Origin of the sequence: Mycobacterium ahvazicum (genome assembly GCF_900176255.2) — a bacterium.
In the GTDB taxonomy this organism is placed as follows: domain Bacteria; phylum Actinomycetota; class Actinomycetes; order Mycobacteriales; family Mycobacteriaceae; genus Mycobacterium; species Mycobacterium ahvazicum.
Genome location: NZ_FXEG02000003.1, coordinates 513,366 through 530,539 on the forward strand (window position 1 = coordinate 513,366; position 17,174 = coordinate 530,539).

Consider the following 17,174-nt stretch of genomic DNA (forward strand, 5'->3'; position numbering starts at 1 on the left):
ACGTTGAGGACCAATGACTCTCCCCGAATGCGTCTATTCGCCCCGGACAACAATCACCGGCTTGGTTGCCGATTGCGCGACATGAGAGCTGACCGAACCCAGCAGCATGCCGGCAAAACCCCCACGCCCATGGCTTCCGATCACCACCAGCTGAGCGTGCTCCGATTCTTCTAGCAGCCATCGAGAAGGCAGATCACAGCAGAGGACTCGCCTGACGTGCACATCCGGATACTGTTCTTGCCAACCGGCGAGGCGTTCGGCGAGTATCTCCTCCCCTTTGGCCTCGCTATCCCGCCAGTCCATTCCGAGCATCGGGAACACCCCGACGTCGCTCCACGCATGCAGCGCCACCAAACCGACCCCTCGACGCGAGGCCTCGTCAAAAGCCAATGCGGTCGCCGACTCCGAGGCCGGTGAACCGTCGATGCCAACGAGCACGGGAGCGGTGGCATCGACAGCCGCGTCACCGTCGGAATGAATGACCGCGACCGGGCAATGGGCGTGGTGGACCAGCGATGTGGTGACCGAGCCCAACAACAACCGGCCCAACGCGCCAAGGCCCTGGCTGCCGGCCACGATCATCCGGGCGTCTTTGGATGCCTCAATCAGCGCCGGTGCGACGTTGGAATAGACGATCTTCGTGCGGATTTCGGGGGACTCGAACTTGTCCAGGCTGGCGCTGAGCGTCTTTCGGGCCTGGTCGATGACGTGCTGTCCGGCCTCCATCTGCCAGCCAGGCATTTCGTCGTACAGTCGGCCCACCGGGAATCCGACCACGATGGGCGCAACGGCATGCATCAGCGTGATCGTTGTGTTCCGCATGCCCGCCTCCCAGGCCGCCCACGCCACCGCGGCATCCGACGCCGCCGATCCGTCGACACAGACCAATATTCCGTGTTTCTTTGTGGGCTCCGACATTTCGTGCTCCTACCTATGGGATCGCATTCGCGCCCGACGACAGTTCGTCGGGGACATCCGGCAACTCAATCTCAACGTGCTGAATCGCTCCGTAATACGTTGGCTTACAACACCAGCCGAGATCGAACAACACAGTGAGCATCAGATGGTTCTCGCTCAGGACGTCGGCTACAAATCGCTCAATGCCGTGAGCCCGCGCGATGTGCGCGAGGTGCTTGAGCAAGGCCGTTCCGACGCCGAGCGAATGGTCTTCGTGGGCGACTGCGACCGCGACTTCGGCAACGTTGGGATCATCGCGGACAACGACGTAGTGGACCACACCGATCAATCGGTCGGCGTCGAACGCACCGAGCGAGTATCGATCATCGGACGCTTCAGTAATCGATTGGACGAGATGCTCGAGATCGATTTGGTTCAGCGTGAAGAACCGGTAGTAACGCTCGAAGTCGGTGAGGCGTTGATGGAACGCCAACGTGGCCTCGGCGTCTTGCGCGGTGAGGCGTCGCAACGACACCAGCCTGCCGTCGATCAGGCGAGCAGTGGCGGAGTATTCCGCCAACTGACGACTCATGAGCGCTCCTGAATGCCGTTGGCTTTGACACGACGTTATTCACGATCCGCCCTGTTGGGCAGGGCCGTTAGACTCCACTCCGGCGCCATTGGTCCATGAGCCCCTTGGCGTCCGGGATTTCGCCGAGAGTCAGTGGTCGGTCAGCGGAGCGGACCAGTAGATTCGGGTACCGCCATCTGGCGCGTTGCTGATTTCGCAGCGACCGCCGACCTGTTCGGCGCGGTACAGCATGTTCGCCAGACCGCTGCGGCGGGGATTGTCGACTGGTAGGCCACAACCGTTGTCGACGATGTCAACCGTCAACATGTCGCCGACATTGACCTCGACCGTCAGTCGTGAAGCACCAGAATGCCGAACCGCGTTGCTGACGGCCTCGGACGTCACTGCTTCTGCGTGGTCGGCGAGCTCGCCGCCGACAGCGGTCATCGGACCGCGCATTCGCACCGTCGTGACGATGTCGCGTCCCTCGGTGAGGTCGGCAACCGCTCGTTGAATCCGATTCCGGAAGCCACCGCCGTTGCCGGACGGCGACTTCAGCTGGAAGATGGTCGTGCGGATTTCCTCGATGATCGTCTGGAGGTCGTCGAGGGTGCGGTTCAGCCGCTCGGCAACCTCCGGCGAACGCACCCGGGCCACCGTGCCTTGTAGGTCCATCCCCGCGGCGAAGAGCCGTTGGATGACATGGTCGTGCAGATCGTGGGCAATGCGCTCCCGCTCAGCCACCAGCGTCAGTTGACGCGTGTTCTCGCGGCCCGACGCAAGCATCAGCGCTATCGCGGCATGCGTCGCGAAATCGCTGACCAGGTCGAGGTAGCTGTCGTCGAACGGCTGCCGCTGCGAGCTGCGGGCGACCACAATCACCCCGGCAACCTCATCGTGGGCACGCAGCGGCATCAAAATCGCGCTTCGCTGCCCTACGTCGGTGAATGCCTGGATCGGGTAACTCAGGGCTTCGGTGATCACCGGTTCAGCGGAGCGGAACACCGCACCGCTGGTCGACGCATCGACGGGAATCCGTTGGCCGATAACCTCTGAAGCGTTCAATCCGACCGCTGCCGAGATGACCAGCGTGTCAATCTCATCTATCGGCACATCGTCATCGTCCGGAACGAGCACAATCGCCTGTTCGGCTTCGGTTAGCGCACAAGCCTTTTCGGCGATCACCTGCAACGGAGTCCGGCTGGGTTCGACGCTGGACAGAAGCGCGGTAGTGATTTCGCGGCTTGCCTCCATCCATTTGGCGGCCGTACGCTCACGCTCAAAGAGTTGCGCATTGTCGATGGCCACCGCGGCCGCGAAAGCCAATGCGCGAGCAGCCACCTCGTCGGATTCGGAGAACAGCCGACCGGGCTCGTCGTGCGTCAGATAAAGGTTGCCGAATACCTCTCCCCGGATGGTGATCGGCACGCCAAGGAAAGCCCGCATCGGGGGATGGTGCTCCGGAAACCCAACCGCGGCCGGGTGTTTCGTCAGATCGTCCAGACGCAAAGCCGGCGTGTCGAAGAGCGACAGACTCAGAACTCCCTTGCCGACCGGCAGATGCCCGATTTGCCGCGCGTGGTCGACTTCAATTCCTTCGTGGACAAACGAGATCAACATTCCGTCGCGGTCACGTATCGCCAAGGCGCCATACGGTGCCGAGGTCAACTTGCGGGCCGCTACGACGATGCGACGCAGGGTCGCATCCAGCTCGAGGTCGGCACCGATCTCGACGATCACCTGAAGCAATTGCTCCATCTGATCACGCGAGGCCAGCATCTCGTCGAGTTGCTGGTGCATCCTGCTGACCAGCCCACGCTGGCCGAGTCCCGAAAAAGCCGAGCTACTGTCGTCGCTGGCCACTGCCTGATACCTCCGGCCATTCAGCCCCCGCGGCAGCACCGCGTCGTCCACAGAACGAAAAGGCAGCAAACAACGCGAAGATACCGTCGCCAAGCATAGTCTTATCGAGATGACAACCCAACAAATCAACGCCGTCCAACCCGTGCGGCCTCTCGAGCTGGTGTAATGCGCCCGTCTCGTTACTTACCGGCGGTTGGTGGTGGGGACTGTTGGTTCAACTTCGAAGCGAATACCGCTGCTTGTGTCCGCCGCTCCATGCCGAGCTTGGCCAGCAACCGGGATACATAATTCTTCACCGTCTTCTCGGCCAGGAACATTCGCGCGGCAATCTGACGGTTGGTCAAACCCTCGCTGAGCAGTCCGAGAAGAGTTCGCTCGCGCTCGGTCAATCCGGACAACGGATCCTTCTGCTCGGCGTTGCCGCGCAGTTTCGCCATCAAGGCGGCGGCAGCTCGATTGTCGAGCAGTGACTTGCCGGCACCAACATCCTTGATCGCCTGGGCCAATTCCATGCCCCTGATGTCTTTGACGACGTAGCCACTGGCGCCGGCCAGGATCGCCTCGAGCATCGCCTCGTCAGAGGTGAACGAGGTCAGCATCAGGCATCGCAACTCGGGCAGGTCAGACAACAGGTCGCGGCACAATTCGATGCCGTTGCCATCAGGCAGCCGCACGTCAAGCACTGCGACGTCGGGCTGCAACGCGGGAATCCGGACCATCGCTTCGGATACGGAGCCCGCATCGCCGATGACCTCGAGCTCGGGGTCCGCTGCGAGCAGGTCGGCAAGTCCGCGCCGAACGACTTCGTGGTCGTCGACCAGAAAAACCTTAACCATGGCGAATCCTTCCTGCCCCTGTCTCAATATTCCACATCCTTGATAATCGCCCAGATTCACAATTGCCGTCGCTGATTGACCACATGGGCTGCCTGCGGCGCAGGGGCTCATATCTCAGTCGCAGAGCGTAACGTCGCAGGGCTCCGGCGCGAGTGCGAACAGCTTCTCGATATCCGCTCGATCACAGACGGCCGTGCCGGGCGTCATCAGCATCGCCGCGCCCGCCGCAATGCCCAACCGAACTGCCTTATCGAGCGGCCATCCGCGGCTGAGCCCTATCGTGATCGCCGCGACCATCGCATCTCCGGCCCCGACGCCACTCCCATTCCGCATCGGAATCGCCGAAAACCGTTGGTCCGCAGCCGGTGTCACAAGAAGTGCGCCATGGGAACCCAATGACACCAATACGATTTCCGCGCAACCCTTTTCGATGAGTCCGCGGGCAGCGGCGAACTGCTCCGATTCGGTGGCCAGCGGACGCCCGACACATTCCCGCAACTCGCGCTCGCTCGCTTTTAGCAGGTAGACCCCGGATGATACGTGCTGCAACCCACCGCCAGAGGTGTCCAGAATGAAACGGACGCCCATGCCCTGGCAGATATCGGCAACCCGCTGATAGTAGTCGGCGGGCACCCCAGGGGGCAGGCTACCGCTGGCCACCACGAACTCGGCCGATTCCGCCGCGGCCCGCACTTGGTCGAGACACAGCGCCTGCTCGGCGAACGTCAGCCGCGGCCCCGGAAGGACGAAACGATATTGCCGGCCGGTGCTGTTCTCGTTGACGGTCAAGCTCTCTCGCGTCGACGCCAAGACGGGTATCTGCCGAAATGGAACTCGCTCCTCGTTGAGGAGCGACATGAGAAGACCACCCGTTGGGCCGCCGGCGGGAAACACCGCCGAAGCCGAACCGCCCAGCACATGAGCAATACGAGCGACGTTGATTCCCCCACCACCCGGGTCATAACGCTGTGTCGCACAGCGCAACTTTTCGGTCGGCCGCACCACGTCGACACTTGTCGTGATGTCGAGTGCCGGGTTCATGGTCAGCGTGACGATCTGCGCTCGACTGGGAACCGATGCGATGGGCGCATCCATATCCGTTGACTCCGCTCGTCGTTCGTTACAACCCGGACGGGTACGTTTCCGGTGTCTCGCCGGCGATCCACAGGCTCGTCGGTTCCAGCGGTTCGAGCGCACGCGTCCTGTCGATGTGGATCATCGCGTCGAATTGGTCCGCGGGCCGAACATGGAAGTAATGGCTTTGCCGCTCCGTTTCCGGCCGATAGATCACGCCGATCGCGCGCCCCAACCGGACGACGCCGAGCGGATCGGCGGCTTCCGCGCTGAGGTCCGCCGCCACCAGGAAAGAGCTTTCGCCGGTCTCGTGAAGCAGTTCTTCGATGCTGCCGTTGAGCGCGGGCCGAACGGCTTTGCGTTCCGCGATTCCGCCCCAGTCGCTTGCAGCGGTCACGGTGCCGCTGTACGTGCTGAACCCGATGAGGCGTGACTCATCGCCGTATCGCTGCCGGACCAATTGCCCCAATGTGAGTTGTCCGTCAGAAGACACCTCGGTTGCCCGTGCATCGCCGACGTGAGAGTTGTGCGCCCACACCACTATTCGCGCAGGAGGAGCGCCATCGTGACGGTCCAGGTGGTTCAGCAGCGCCTCGAGAGTCTCGGCCATGTGCTCATCACGCAGGTTCCACGAGTTCACCCGGCCGCTGAACATCGCACGGTAGTAGACCTCGGCGTTGCGTACCGTCTGGGCATTTTGCTGGGCGTAGAAGAGCTCGTCCTCGGCGAGAAGCCCGCCTCTGCGCGCATACGCCAAGGCGTTGCGCTGCATATCAACCAGCTGTTCGATCGCTTCGTTTTCACACGAAGGACCCGCCCCGAACGCCGCCGCGAAACCGTACGCTTGACCATCATCCGCCGAAGCATGATCGAAGCATGCGTAACGACTACGGGCCCGCATCGCCGCCCTGGGATCGACTCGATCCAGGAAGGTCACCACTTCCTGCATGGATCGATGCAGGCTGTAGAGATCAAGCCCATAAAAGCCGGCCTGCCGCTGACGCTTCGACTCGCACTGCCGGTTGCGTATGCGCAGCCAATCGACGAAGTCACGAACGACTGTGTTGCGCCACATCCAGGCCGGAAATCGTTCGAACCCACGCAACGCTTCCTCGGCGGTCTCGTCCACTCCGAGGCCCCGCACGTACCTGTTCACCCGGTAGGCATCGGGCCAATCGGCCTCCGCGGCTACCGCACAGAATCCCTTCTCCTCGATCAGCCATTTCGTGATCGTGGCCCGAGCCTCGTAAAACTCATGCGTTCCATGGGAACTCTCGCCGATCAGCACGATCCGGGCGTCACCAATCAACTCCTCCAACGCCTCACGCGGCGGAACACCGGATGGAGCATCGATGGCCACGCTGGCGAGCACCTGGGCGGGCATCCGCACCTGTGCCGGGGCGGCCGTTCGATCCGTCGTAGGAGTAGCGAGCAGCTGGTGAACTTCCTCGTCGGTGACCTGGCGAAAATCCCAGAACGACTCCCCCACCGCGAGGAATGGGGTGGGCATACTCGCGCAGACCACATCGTCCACCAGACCGGCGAATTCCCGACAGGTAGATTCCGGAGCCGCCGGCACCGCGATCACGATGTGAGCGGGCTCCGCTTCGCGGAGAGCCTGTACCGCGGCGAACATGCTTGCGCCAGTGGCCAACCCGTCATCGACCAGGATGATCGTCTTGCCCGCCACCTCAAGCGGCGGTCGTCCGCCGCGATATGCGGCCTCACGCCGGACCAGCTCGCGGCCTTCACGTTCGGCAACGGCACGCAACTGTCCCGGCGAGATCTGCAAGGCCCGAATCACGTCGTCGTTCACCACTACGCGGCCGCCGCTTGCCAGCGCCCCGACCGCGAATTCCTCATGCCCGGGAGCGCCGAGCTTTCGCACGATAAAGGCATCCAGCGGTGCGTGCAGCGCGGCCGCTACCTCCCATGCCACTGGTAGCCCGCCCCGGGCGAGTCCCAGCACGATCACATTCGGTTGGTCGCGGTAAGCGGTCAGTAGGTTTGCCAGCACCCGGCCGGCCTCGCGGCGGTCACGGAATACTCGGCGCGGCGAGCGCCGGGTGACGTCAGCTGCTCTAGTCATGACACACCCGTGTGCGCCGGACGGCGAGAAGTGCTCATCTCTGGCTCCTCGATTGAAAGAATCAGTGCGATGTCTATCCGATCAATCGGCCGAAATCCCGTAAAGAGACGGAAGTCCCAAACATTGTGGGTCGTTGGTCAGCGCGCCTGCGGGAAGCGTTCGCGTCGACGAGCGGCTCGGGCCACGCGCCCCATGGGATGGCGATTCCACCACCCAAACGACATCTCCCCTTCGCGGATCAGCGGCCAGGACGCTTGAAACCGACCACAAGCAAGGACACGTCGCTCTCACGCAAAGCTTCAGCGCCGGGATCACCGAGCAATTGCCCGACTGCCGCGGTCTGGGCGGCACCGACTACGACCAACTGAATGGCCTCGGCGTGCGCGGCCAGGTAATCGACCAGGGAAGCTTGCAGATGCACCGTGTCGATATCGACCTCGGGATAGTTGTCGGTACAACGCTTCAGATGCGAGTCCCCGGAACGCGGCTGCGTTGATGTCAGCACCCGCAGCGGCACGCGACGATGGCGAGCCTCATGGATCGCCAGCTCCAGAACGTCTATGCCATCCGGCGATTCGTCTACGAACGCGACGATCCGGCGGGTATCCGCGGTGTCCGTGTCGCGGGGGCCTGCCCGGACGACAGCCACCGAACAGTGGCCGGATTGTGCGAGTTCTTTCGCGGTCGAGCCCAACCAGATTGTCGGGTGCATCGAGGCCCCCGTGTCTCCGACACACAGCAACGTTGTGGACCGCGAAGCAGCGATGAGCGCCGCCACCGGCGCGCCGTCGACGATCTCCGTTTCGACCTTGACCGGCTTGCCGATCTGTTCGACCGCGTCGTATGCGTCGCGGACGACCTGCTCTGCCGCGGCCACCGCAAGTCGCGCTTGCCGTGTACCGGCAGTGACGTCGCGTTGGGTGACATAGAGCAGACGCAGCGGAATGTCGGTGCCGGCCACTTCGTCGACTGCCCACCGGGCAGCACGAATTGCGGCCGCCGAACCGTCCACACCTACGACGACGGACTTCGGTGGATACCGATCGAACATGAGAACTCCTGGCGACCAACGGCATTTAAGTGTCTGATCGAGACGCTACGGAGTGAGGCCGCTGCCAGATCAGAGGCATTGGTCCTCACCTAGGGATCCCTTCGGCGGACGAGGCGCGGTGCACACGTTAGGGACTTCGGGCCCTACCCGGCGGACCGGGCGAGCTGATCGGATTGCGCAATACAGGTGTCAGCTACCGACAAGCGTGATGGCCTGGGACGAGCGGCAAACCGGCCGTTGCGAGTTATGACATTTTCTGTGCCAAAACACCATTCGTCCACGCGGTGGCGCGATAGATAGGAGAAACAGCAGTGGCGGTCCTCGACGATGTCCGGGTTTTCAACAAGCGTCTGCTCAATCCACTGATGCTGCATATGGCCGGGCGAAAGCACTGGTATGCCTCGGTGATTGAGCACACCGGCCGGCACTCCGGCAAGCAGTACACCACACCGGTAGTCACCGAACGCGTGTCAGGCGGGTTCATCGTTCCGCTGCCCTACGGCACCGACGTCGATTGGCTCCGGAATGTCCTTGCCGCCGGGCACGCGACCATCCGCGCTGATGGCCGAAGCTATCGAGTGGTCGAACCGGAAATCATCTCCGCAGAATCGGCCGCCGCCGAGCTGCGGCCCGAACGGCGACGGACCTACGATCTGTTCAAGGTCAAGAACTACCTCACCGTGAAGTCCGAACAGATCTAGAACCTCGACCCACCAAGGTCTTTGGAGCCATTCACCCGCTAGCTGCGGATCTCCAACACCTCGTGCAGAGGTTTGCGCGGCGTCGGTTCGGAAGCCAACTCCCCTTCCGGTTCGATGCCGACTCGGACCAAGACCTGCGGTACCGAGGCCAGACCCGTCGCGAGGTCGCGGATCATGTCCCGGCTGGCGTCGAGCTCCGTGACGTGCGTGACGGGGCAGGTGGCCAATCCGGCCATCGTGCACTCCAGCAGGATCGCCGACAGCGCCTCACCGCAGTTGAGAGCATCGACACGCGTGTCGCCGGCAGTGGACAACATGAGAATCTTCGCTTGGTCGTACGTGCCGGCAGAGCTCCGCTCGTTCGTGGGATCGGTCGGGAACTCGCGGTTCACGTCAACCCTGCGGGCATCGGCTTCCGACACCAGTGAGTTTTGCGGAATCCCTTCCGATCCTTCTTCCAGCGTTGTCCACCAACGCAATTCAGCGTGATACAAGTCGTCATAGCGACGTAGGGCTTCGGCGAGTCGTGCCGCTTCGGCCAGCCGCGGTCGCACATCCGCGGGCAGTACATCCAAACTGACCAAGTCATTGTCGAACGAGCTTCGTAGCACGGGTTCGAAAGACGCCCAGCGCTTCGGCGCACGAAACGGTAGACGGTTGGTCCGGCGACGCAATATCGCGGCCGCACGGTCGCGCCGAGCCTGTGCCACAAAGTCGACCGGCACGAAATCGACGGTCGCCAGATGGTCGAGATTGTTCGGGTTGGGAAACTGCTCGACATTCGTGGCCCACCCGGCGGCGGCCATCGCGGTCCGGAAGTGATCAAGCGCGGCGCCGCAGCTGATGATCGCTTCGCGGCCCGACGTGTCGGCTGCTGGTAATTCTTGCTCAGGATCAACGAACAGATCGACGCTGACGCCATCGGTAATCCACCGCCAAGGCTGGGAGTTGTACAGCGAGGGCGCATGGCAGGCGAGCTCGACTGCCGTCGTGATCACTTTCGTATCGGCCAGCGTTTCCGCCATCGTCGCCACCCCTTCATTCGGTATGGCTACGACCCTCGTGCCCGCTGACGGCTGACGCCAGAGTCCTTGGTCCCCGACACCAGGTCGATCGACCCGCAACGGACCGGTGACATGCGCTCGCTCGCCGTAACCCGCCCTTCGACTCGACGACAAAAGCGCGTATCTACTGGTGACCTTCGTCTCTATTGCGGGATGCACGCGCGGAAAACGATGAAGACGCCCCACCAACCGAAAGAGGCGGTCATGACTGCGGATGTCATCCGTAAAACGCCCCGCGACCACCTTGTCGAGCCCAACTTGTCGGACTACGAGCAGGCACGCGCACAATTCCGCTGGGTCGACGTTCCCAACCTGTGCGACGGAATGGGGCCGGGCGGCTGCAACATCGCGTATGCCGCCGTCGATCGACACGCGTCGGGCCCGGCTGCCACACGCACGGCCCTGCGCTTCATCACCGACAAAGGCTGGGACGGTGCGATCGCCACGCGAGAGCTCAGCTACGCAGAACTCGACCGCCTTGCCAGACGCTTCTCAGGGGTGTTGCGGGCGCTCGGTATCGACAAAGGCAATCGGGTGTTCACGATTATGGGACGCGTCCCCGAGCTCTACATCACGATGCTTGGTGCCCTGCGTAACGGCAGCGTCGTTTCGCCGCTGTTTTCCGCGTTCGGCCCCGAACCGATCGCCACCAGAGTCAATATCGGCCAAGCCGACGTGCTGGTCACCACCAAAGCCATTTATCAGCGCAAGATCGCCAAGATTCGCGAAAGTATGCCCTCCGTCCGGCACATCCTCGTCGTCGACGACGACGGAGCCGGCAGCCCAATACCCGGAACGCTCAACTTCTGGGACTGGATGCATGCCGCCAACGAAACGACACCAGTCGAACCGACGACCGCCGAGGACCCAGCCCTGCTGCACTTCACCAGCGGCACCACCGGAACACCCAAGGGCGCCATGCATGTGCACGGGGCCGTCGCGATGCACTACATCACCGGCCTGTACGCGCTGGACCTCCACCCCGGCGACATCTACTGGTGCACTGCGGATCCCGGTTGGGTCACGGGAACGTCCTACGGCATTATCAGCCCACTGCTGCACGGCGTCACCTCCATCGTCGACGAAGCGGAGTTCGATGCGGAGCGCTGGTACGCGATCCTGCAGGATCAGGGCGTCTCGGTGTGGTACACGGCACCGACGGCGATAAGGATGCTGATCAAGGCCGGCCCGGAGATGCCTGCGCAATACCACTTTCCTCGGCTGAGATTCATTGCCAGCGTGGGTGAGCCGCTCAACCCCGAAGCGGTCTGGTGGGGAAAGCGAGTGCTGGGCTTGCCGATTCACGACAACTGGTGGCAGACCGAAACGGGCGGCATCATGATCGCCAACACCCCCGCATTCGACATCAAGCCCGGTTCGATGGGCCGTCCGCTGCCGGGCGTGGACGCATACATAGTGCGCCACAACGATGATGGGACGACTTCGCTCGTCGATGAACCGGGGGTCGAGGGGGAACTCGCGCTCAAGCCGGGATGGCCGTCGATGTTCCGCGGCTATCTGAACGCCGAGGAGCGATATCGAAAGTCCTTCGCGGACGGTCTTTACCTGACGGGAGATCTCGCCAAGAAAGACGCCGACGGTTATTTCTGGTTCGTCGGACGCAAAGACGACGTCATCAAATCCGCGGGACATCTCATCGGCCCCTTCGAGGTTGAAAGCGCACTTACCGACCATCCGGCGGTGGCCGAAGCCGCGGTCATCGGCAAGCCAGACCCGACCGTGGGTGAAATCGTGAAGGCCTTCGTCACCCTGAAGAACGGTGTGGTCGGTGACGAAGACTTGCGCCTGGAATTGCTCGGCCACGCGCGTAAGCGGCTCGGGGCCGCGGTGGCGCCCAAAGAGATCGAATTCGCAGATGCATTGCCGCACACCAGTAGCGGCAAGATTATGCGTCGCCTGCTCAAGGCTCGCGAACTAGGCCTGCCTGAAGGCGATACCTCGACCATCGAGCGTCAAGCCAACCGCCACGCCGAGGGGGTGCCGTCATGACCGATACCAAGCTGGCTCATGAACTCTTGTCGGACATGATTCGCGTGCGCCGGATGGAAGAGAAGTGCGCGGAACTCTACAGCGCGGCGAAAATTCGTGGATTCCTGCATCTGTATGTCGGGGAAGAGGCCGTCGCCGCCGGGTCACTGCGCGCACTGGCCGACGATGACGCGGTCGTAGCGACCTACCGCGAGCATGCCCACGCACTGCTGCGCGGCATCCCGATGACCTCGATCATGGCCGAGATGTTCGGCAAGCAGGAGGGCTGCTCACGCGGACGCGGAGGGTCGATGCACCTTTTCGATGCAGCCAAGCGGTTCTACGGCGGCAACGCGATCGTCGCCGGTGGTCTGCCGCTCGCGGTCGGCATCGCTCTGGCCGACGCCATGTTGCAGCAGAAGCGGGTAACCGCATGTTACTTCGGCGACGGCGCGGTGGCCGAAGGCGCGTTTCACGAGTCGCTCAACATGGCCGCCCTATGGAACCTGCCGGTGTTGTTCTGTTGCGAGAACAATCTTTACGCCATGGGAACCGCCTTGGATCGCGCACAATCGCAGACCGATCTCACCGTCAAGGCGGCGTCGTACCGGGTTCCCACGCTGGCCGTCGACGGGATGGATGTCCAGGCGTGCCACGGGGCCGCCCAGCAGGGTGTCGACCACGTCCGCGACACCGGCGGGCCGTTCTTCATCGAGTTCCGCACCTATCGCTTCCGTGCGCATTCGATGTTCGATCCAGAACTGTATCGGGATAAGGCCGAGGTCGCGCAGTGGCGCGAACGTGACCCGATCCGGTCGTTTACCGAGCAATGCCTGCGCGGTGGCGCACTGACCGACGCCGACGTACAGGAGATCGAAGATGCCGCCTCGGCCGAGATCGAAGCGGCGGTGGCATTCGCCGAAGCCGGAACGTGGGAGGACGTGGCGGATCTGGGCCGTGACGTGCTGACTACGGAGTCGCCGCGATGAAGACCAGCTACCGAACCGCAGTGCACGATGCCCTTCGCGATGCCCTGCGCGACGATCCGCGGGTTGTGGTGATGGGCGAAGACGTCGGCCGGTATGGCGGAACCTACGCTGCCTCCAAAGGTCTTTTGGAAGAATTCGGTCCCGACCGGGTGCGCGACACACCGCTTTCGGAATTGGGGTTCGTCGGTATCGGAATCGGCGCGGCGATCAACGGGTTACGCCCAATCGTCGAAGTCATGACCGTGAACTTCAGCCTCTTGGCGCTCGACCAGATCGTCAACACCGCTGCGGCCCTTCGCCACATGTCCGGCGGGCAGTTCTCGGTACCGCTGGTCGTCCGAATGGCGACGGGGGCCGGGCGTCAGCTCGCGGCCCAGCACTCGCACAGCCTCGAACCGTGGTACGCCCACATCCCGGGCATCAAGGTGCTGGCTCCGGCCACCGTCGAAGATGCCTACGGCATGCTCGCCCCCGCCCTGGCGGACCCAGATCCGGTGGTGATCTTCGAACACGTCCAGCTTTACAACTCCTCAACCGATATCGATGTTCTTGCCGCCACGGACATCTCGCGGGCGGCCATCCGTCGTGAGGGCACCGACGTCACGCTGATCGCCTACGGCGGCTGCCTTCCCAAGGCGCTCGACGCCGCCAACGAGTTGTCGCTGGCCGGAATCGAGTGCGAGGTCGTCGATCTGCGGGTCTTGCGGCCACTCGACGGTGACACATTTCTCGAATCCGTGCGCAAGACACATCGGGCGGTCGTGATCGACGAAGCCTGGCGCAGCGGCAGTCTGGCGGCCGAGGTCACGGCACGGATCATGGAGGAAGCATTCTACGATCTCGATGCCCCGGTTGCTCGCGTGTGCAGCGCCGAGGTTCCCGTGCCGTACGCGAAGCACCTCGAGCAGGCCGCCTTGCCCCAGCCGGAAAAAATCGTCGCGACCGTGCATAGCCTGTTCGGCGACCGGCAATGATCGAGTTCAAAATGCCGGCCCTGGGGGCCGACATGGACGAGGGCACGCTGGACGAATGGTTGGTCAAGCCCGGCGACAAGGTAACCCGGGGCCAAATAGTGGCGGTCGTCGACACCACCAAAGCCGCAGTCGAAATCGAATGCTGGCAAGAAGGCACGGTCAACGAATTACTGGTGCCGGTCGGCGAAACCGTCGAAGTGGGAACGGTATTGGCGACCCTGCTGGAACGCGATGAGGCCGCGGTGAAGTCGTCGCCGCGCCGGCGGCGGCATTCGACGAAAGCAGCGGCCAAACCGGCAGCGCCTGCCGACGCGGCGACCGCGGTGATCACTGCTTCGTCCGTCTTGCAACGACGTCGTTGGGTGTCACCCGCGGCCCGACGGCTGGCCCAAACTCTCGCCGTCGATCTCGACACGGTAACCGGCACCGGTCCGCAGGGCGCGGTCACCATCGGCGACGTCGAGCACGCTGCTGCGCCAAAAGAGCCGCTGCAACCGATAACCAAGCCGACATCCAAGCCCACAGCCGTCGACCGTGCCGCACAGATGCGAAAGTCGATCGCGGCCGCCATGAGCCGTGCGAAGCGCGAGATTCCGCACTACTACCTTGCCGACGAAATCCTGTTGGACAGCTCGATGACCTGGCTGACGACGCGAAATGCGCAGCGTTCGATCGATGAACGGGTACTACCGGCCGCGTTGCTGCTCAAGGCGGTTGGTGTCGCCGCGCAACGGTTCGGCGAGTTCAACGGGTTCTGGCGCGACGACGCATTCCAGCCCGCCACCGGAGTTCATGTCGGTGTCGGAATATCGCTGCGCGGCGGCGGTCTCGTCGCGCCGGCGATTCATGATGTTGCGGACAAGAAGCTTGACGAATTGATGCATGACCTCGCCGACCTCGTGGTGCGGGCGCGCTCCTTCTCACTGCGAAGCTCAGAGATGTCCGACCCGACCATCACCGTCACCAACCTGGGCGACAAGGGCGTCGATACGGTCTTCGGCGTGATCTACCCGCCGCAGGTGGCGATCGTCGGTTTCGGCAGACCGACTCAGCGAGTCGCTGTCATGGACGGCGGCATCCGGGTCGTCACCGCGGTCCAAGCGACGCTCGCAGCCGACCACCGCGCGAGTGACGGTCACCGAGGAGCGTTGTTCCTCAGCGCAATCAATGACCTGCTGCAGCAGCCTGACCTTCTGGAGAAGTGATGAGCCATGACTAACGAGGACACCCGCGGCACGGTTCTGGCGGTGCTGACCACGATCGCTCCGGAAATCGACGCGGACGACATTCGCGACGACGTCCTGCTCCGGGACCAAGTCGATCTTGACTCCATGGACTGGCTGAATTTTCTCCGCGGCATCCATCACCGGTTGCGCGTGGATATCCCCGAATCCGACTATGCATCGCTGCGGACCCTGTCCGACGTGGTCAGCTACGTGGAAAAGAACCGGCAGAGCAGTCCGACGGCCTAGTACCGCAGGGACATACGGCCCTAGGCGTTAAGCCCGACGACACCTAGCGTCGGTGTCGAGTCACAACATGGACGAGGGGTTGACGTCATGCATCCGCCGCTGGATACCCAGGTGTTGAAAAGAGCGGTGCAATTGGCGTGCCGGGCTCCGTCCGTGCATAACAGCCAGCCTTGGCGATGGGTGGCGGAAGGCGGTGTGCTGCACTTGTTCATCGATCGTCACCGCACAGTCCCTGGCACAGACAGCTTCGATCGCGACGCGCTCATCAGTTGCGGTGCGGTGCTGGATCACCTTCGTATCGCCATGCTGGCGGCCGGCTGGCAACCGGTCATCAAGCGGTTCCCTGACAAAACCGATCCCGATGAGCTCGCATCGATGAAATTCAGCCCCGCCGCACACGTCACCCGAGCTCAGCGTGAGCGCGCCCTGGCGATTCTGCAGCGCAGAGCCGATCGGCTTCCACTCCGACAACCGGCATATTGGGATTTCTTCGAACGCGCACTATACGACGCCGTCGATGACAGAGGAGTGGACCTGCATGTGCTCGGCGATGACTCGCGACCACGGCTGGCCGAAGCGGCGAAACTCACCGAAGACATTCGTAACGACGATTGGCTCTATCAAGCCGAACTAGATTGGTGGACAACGCCTTATGCGGTCGGCGAGGGCATCCCTCCTAGCGCGCTGGCATCCGATAAAGAACACCTCCGCGTAGACGTAGGACGGGAATTTCCCGTCAGGATCCATACCGATCGGCGCCCGGAGGTCGAGGCCGACTGGTCCAAAATTCTCGTCCTCTCCACCGACGGGGACACCCGAGCGGACTGGTTGAGATCCGGCGAAGTGTTGTCGACCGTACTGCTCGAATGCACCATGGTCGGCATGGCGACCTGCCCGCTGACCCACCTCATCGAGCTGGACGAAAGCCGCGATATCGTTCGCGACCTGATCGGCCAGTCCGGTGAGCCCCAGGTCCTGATCAGAGTCGGGATAGCGCCGCTGATGGATCGTCCGGCCGCCCCCACGCCGCGGCGCCCGCTACCCGACGTCTTGAGGGTTCACTAGGCGCACGTCCGGAGGTCGACCAACTTTGGTCCCGGCGGGGCAGGACCTTCGGCAGGCGAGATCGACGGTTTTCGTCAATAAGGTCGTCCCCATGACGAATCAAACGCAAACCGATGACGGCGCCATCGTCTTGCCTGCGCACGAGTGTTGGGATCTGCTCTCAAGTGCCACGCTGGGACGGCTGGTCACGAGCGTGGATGGCCGGCCGCAGATCTTTCCGGTCAACTATGCCGTCCAGCGGCGAACGATCCTGTTTCGTACCGCGCCGGGCACGAAGCTGGTCAGCGCCGCGATAAACAACGAGGTGGTGTTCGAGGTCGACGACCATAATGTCGCCGGGGGCTGGAGCGTGATCGTGCGCGGCACCGCACGCTCTCTTCGCAGCGACGAGGAGATCGCGGATGCGCAGCGGGCTCAGGTATTGCCGTGGACGACTTCCGAGAAGTCGCACTATGTACGGGTGATTCCGGAGATGGTGACGGGCCGGCGTTTCCAATTCGGCTCTCCGCCGAGGGAACAGTCCATTCACATCTGACCGA

Annotated in this window: 16 protein-coding genes; 8 read left to right on the forward strand and 8 right to left on the reverse strand. The window is 63.0% G+C overall.

Going from position 1 to position 17,174, the window contains the following annotated elements; translation table 11 throughout:
* Positions 1 to 33 precede the first annotated feature (33 nt).
* The 7 genes from MAAFP003_RS15100 to MAAFP003_RS15130 all read right to left on the reverse strand — a co-directional run bounded on the left by MAAFP003_RS15100 (position 34) and on the right by MAAFP003_RS15130 (position 8,381).
* Positions 34 to 918, reverse strand: a complete 885-nt coding sequence (locus tag MAAFP003_RS15100; protein WP_096288168.1) for a universal stress protein — start codon at positions 916 to 918, stop codon at positions 34 to 36.
* Positions 919 to 931: 13 nt separating this feature from the next.
* Positions 932 to 1,489: a GNAT family N-acetyltransferase gene (locus MAAFP003_RS15105; protein ID WP_096288170.1), complete on the reverse strand. Its 558-nt coding sequence runs from the start codon at positions 1,487 to 1,489 to the stop codon at positions 932 to 934.
* 129 nt (positions 1,490 to 1,618) lie between these two features.
* Positions 1,619 to 3,268, reverse strand: a complete 1,650-nt coding sequence (locus tag MAAFP003_RS15110; RefSeq protein ID WP_096291175.1) for a GAF domain-containing sensor histidine kinase — start codon at positions 3,266 to 3,268, stop codon at positions 1,619 to 1,621.
* A 242-nt stretch (positions 3,269 to 3,510) separates the two neighbouring features.
* Positions 3,511 to 4,167: a hypoxia response regulator transcription factor DosR/DevR gene (dosR, locus tag MAAFP003_RS15115; RefSeq protein ID WP_096288172.1), complete on the reverse strand. Its 657-nt coding sequence runs from the start codon at positions 4,165 to 4,167 to the stop codon at positions 3,511 to 3,513.
* Between the two features lie 114 nt (positions 4,168 to 4,281).
* On the reverse strand, positions 4,282 to 5,262 hold the full coding sequence (locus MAAFP003_RS15120) for a 1-phosphofructokinase family hexose kinase (RefSeq protein ID WP_096288174.1): 981 nt from the start codon (positions 5,260 to 5,262) through the stop codon (positions 4,282 to 4,284).
* 25 nt (positions 5,263 to 5,287) lie between these two features.
* A complete protein-coding gene (locus tag MAAFP003_RS15125) occupies positions 5,288 to 7,330 on the reverse strand; it encodes an erythromycin esterase family protein (RefSeq protein WP_096288176.1) in 2,043 nt (680 codons plus the stop codon).
* Between the two features lie 238 nt (positions 7,331 to 7,568).
* Entirely contained in the window at positions 7,569 to 8,381 is an 813-nt protein-coding gene (locus tag MAAFP003_RS15130; protein ID WP_096288178.1) for a universal stress protein, read from the reverse strand.
* Positions 8,382 to 8,746: 365 nt separating this feature from the next.
* Here MAAFP003_RS15130 and MAAFP003_RS15135 point away from each other — a divergent pair, with 365 nt between their 5' ends.
* Complete coding sequence (locus MAAFP003_RS15135; RefSeq protein WP_096291176.1) at positions 8,747 to 9,082, forward strand: nitroreductase family deazaflavin-dependent oxidoreductase; 336 nt, start codon at positions 8,747 to 8,749, stop codon at positions 9,080 to 9,082.
* 38 nt (positions 9,083 to 9,120) lie between these two features.
* On the opposite strand, the gene MAAFP003_RS15140 is transcribed toward MAAFP003_RS15135, so the two are convergent.
* Positions 9,121 to 10,107 carry an Acg family FMN-binding oxidoreductase gene (locus MAAFP003_RS15140; protein WP_096288180.1) on the reverse strand — a complete coding sequence of 329 codons (987 nt, stop codon included), beginning with the start codon at positions 10,105 to 10,107 and terminating at the stop codon, positions 9,121 to 9,123.
* Between the two features lie 243 nt (positions 10,108 to 10,350).
* On the opposite strand from MAAFP003_RS15140, the gene acsA reads away from it, so the two are divergent.
* The 7 genes from acsA to MAAFP003_RS15175 all read left to right on the forward strand — a co-directional run bounded on the left by acsA (position 10,351) and on the right by MAAFP003_RS15175 (position 17,170).
* Entirely contained in the window at positions 10,351 to 12,156 is a 1,806-nt protein-coding gene (acsA, locus tag MAAFP003_RS15145; RefSeq protein WP_096291177.1) for an acetate--CoA ligase, read from the forward strand.
* On the forward strand, positions 12,153 to 13,124 hold the full coding sequence (pdhA, locus tag MAAFP003_RS15150; RefSeq protein WP_096288182.1) for a pyruvate dehydrogenase (acetyl-transferring) E1 component subunit alpha: 972 nt from the start codon (positions 12,153 to 12,155) through the stop codon (positions 13,122 to 13,124). The genes acsA and pdhA overlap by 4 nt, the downstream gene beginning before the upstream one ends.
* Positions 13,121 to 14,098: an alpha-ketoacid dehydrogenase subunit beta gene (locus MAAFP003_RS15155; protein ID WP_096288184.1), complete on the forward strand. Its 978-nt coding sequence runs from the start codon at positions 13,121 to 13,123 to the stop codon at positions 14,096 to 14,098. Before pdhA ends, MAAFP003_RS15155 begins: the two co-directional genes overlap by 4 nt.
* Positions 14,095 to 15,303 (forward strand): dihydrolipoamide acetyltransferase family protein, encoded by a 1,209-nt coding sequence (locus MAAFP003_RS15160; protein ID WP_096288186.1) that lies wholly within the window; start codon positions 14,095 to 14,097, stop codon positions 15,301 to 15,303. The genes MAAFP003_RS15155 and MAAFP003_RS15160 overlap by 4 nt, the downstream gene beginning before the upstream one ends.
* Before the next feature lie 6 nt (positions 15,304 to 15,309).
* On the forward strand, positions 15,310 to 15,570 hold the full coding sequence (locus MAAFP003_RS15165) for an acyl carrier protein (protein ID WP_096288188.1): 261 nt from the start codon (positions 15,310 to 15,312) through the stop codon (positions 15,568 to 15,570).
* A gap of 87 nt (positions 15,571 to 15,657) precedes the next feature.
* A complete protein-coding gene (locus MAAFP003_RS15170) occupies positions 15,658 to 16,635 on the forward strand; it encodes an Acg family FMN-binding oxidoreductase (protein ID WP_096288190.1) in 978 nt (325 codons plus the stop codon).
* 91 nt (positions 16,636 to 16,726) lie between these two features.
* Positions 16,727 to 17,170: a pyridoxamine 5'-phosphate oxidase family protein gene (locus MAAFP003_RS15175; RefSeq protein WP_096288192.1), complete on the forward strand. Its 444-nt coding sequence runs from the start codon at positions 16,727 to 16,729 to the stop codon at positions 17,168 to 17,170.
* Positions 17,171 to 17,174 lie beyond the last annotated feature (4 nt).

Excerpts from the sequence above, each read along its gene's own strand:
- MAAFP003_RS15160 (WP_096288186.1), top strand. The coding sequence starts at position 14,095 with ATGATCGAGTTCAAAATGCCGGCCCTGGGGGCCGACATGGACGAGGGC.
- MAAFP003_RS15135 (WP_096291176.1), top strand. The coding sequence starts at position 8,747 with ATGCTGCATATGGCCGGGCGAAAGCACTGGTATGCCTCGGTGATTGAG.
- pdhA (WP_096288182.1), top strand. The coding sequence starts at position 12,153 with ATGACCGATACCAAGCTGGCTCATGAACTCTTGTCGGACATGATTCGC.
- MAAFP003_RS15175 (WP_096288192.1), top strand. The coding sequence starts at position 16,727 with ATGACGAATCAAACGCAAACCGATGACGGCGCCATCGTCTTGCCTGCG.
- MAAFP003_RS15165 (WP_096288188.1), top strand. The coding sequence starts at position 15,310 with ATGACTAACGAGGACACCCGCGGCACGGTTCTGGCGGTGCTGACCACG.
- MAAFP003_RS15110 (WP_096291175.1), bottom strand. The coding sequence starts at position 3,268 with ATGCACCAGCAACTCGACGAGATGCTGGCCTCGCGTGATCAGATGGAG.
- MAAFP003_RS15170 (WP_096288190.1), top strand. The coding sequence starts at position 15,658 with ATGCATCCGCCGCTGGATACCCAGGTGTTGAAAAGAGCGGTGCAATTG.
- MAAFP003_RS15140 (WP_096288180.1), bottom strand. The coding sequence starts at position 10,107 with ATGGCGGAAACGCTGGCCGATACGAAAGTGATCACGACGGCAGTCGAG.
- MAAFP003_RS15100 (WP_096288168.1), bottom strand. The coding sequence starts at position 918 with ATGTCGGAGCCCACAAAGAAACACGGAATATTGGTCTGTGTCGACGGA.
- MAAFP003_RS15130 (WP_096288178.1), bottom strand. The coding sequence starts at position 8,381 with ATGTTCGATCGGTATCCACCGAAGTCCGTCGTCGTAGGTGTGGACGGT.
- acsA (WP_096291177.1), top strand. The coding sequence starts at position 10,351 with ATGACTGCGGATGTCATCCGTAAAACGCCCCGCGACCACCTTGTCGAG.
- dosR (WP_096288172.1), bottom strand. The coding sequence starts at position 4,167 with ATGGTTAAGGTTTTTCTGGTCGACGACCACGAAGTCGTTCGGCGCGGA.
- MAAFP003_RS15155 (WP_096288184.1), top strand. The coding sequence starts at position 13,121 with ATGAAGACCAGCTACCGAACCGCAGTGCACGATGCCCTTCGCGATGCC.
- MAAFP003_RS15125 (WP_096288176.1), bottom strand. The coding sequence starts at position 7,330 with ATGACTAGAGCAGCTGACGTCACCCGGCGCTCGCCGCGCCGAGTATTC.
- MAAFP003_RS15105 (WP_096288170.1), bottom strand. The coding sequence starts at position 1,489 with ATGAGTCGTCAGTTGGCGGAATACTCCGCCACTGCTCGCCTGATCGAC.
- MAAFP003_RS15120 (WP_096288174.1), bottom strand. The coding sequence starts at position 5,262 with ATGGATGCGCCCATCGCATCGGTTCCCAGTCGAGCGCAGATCGTCACG.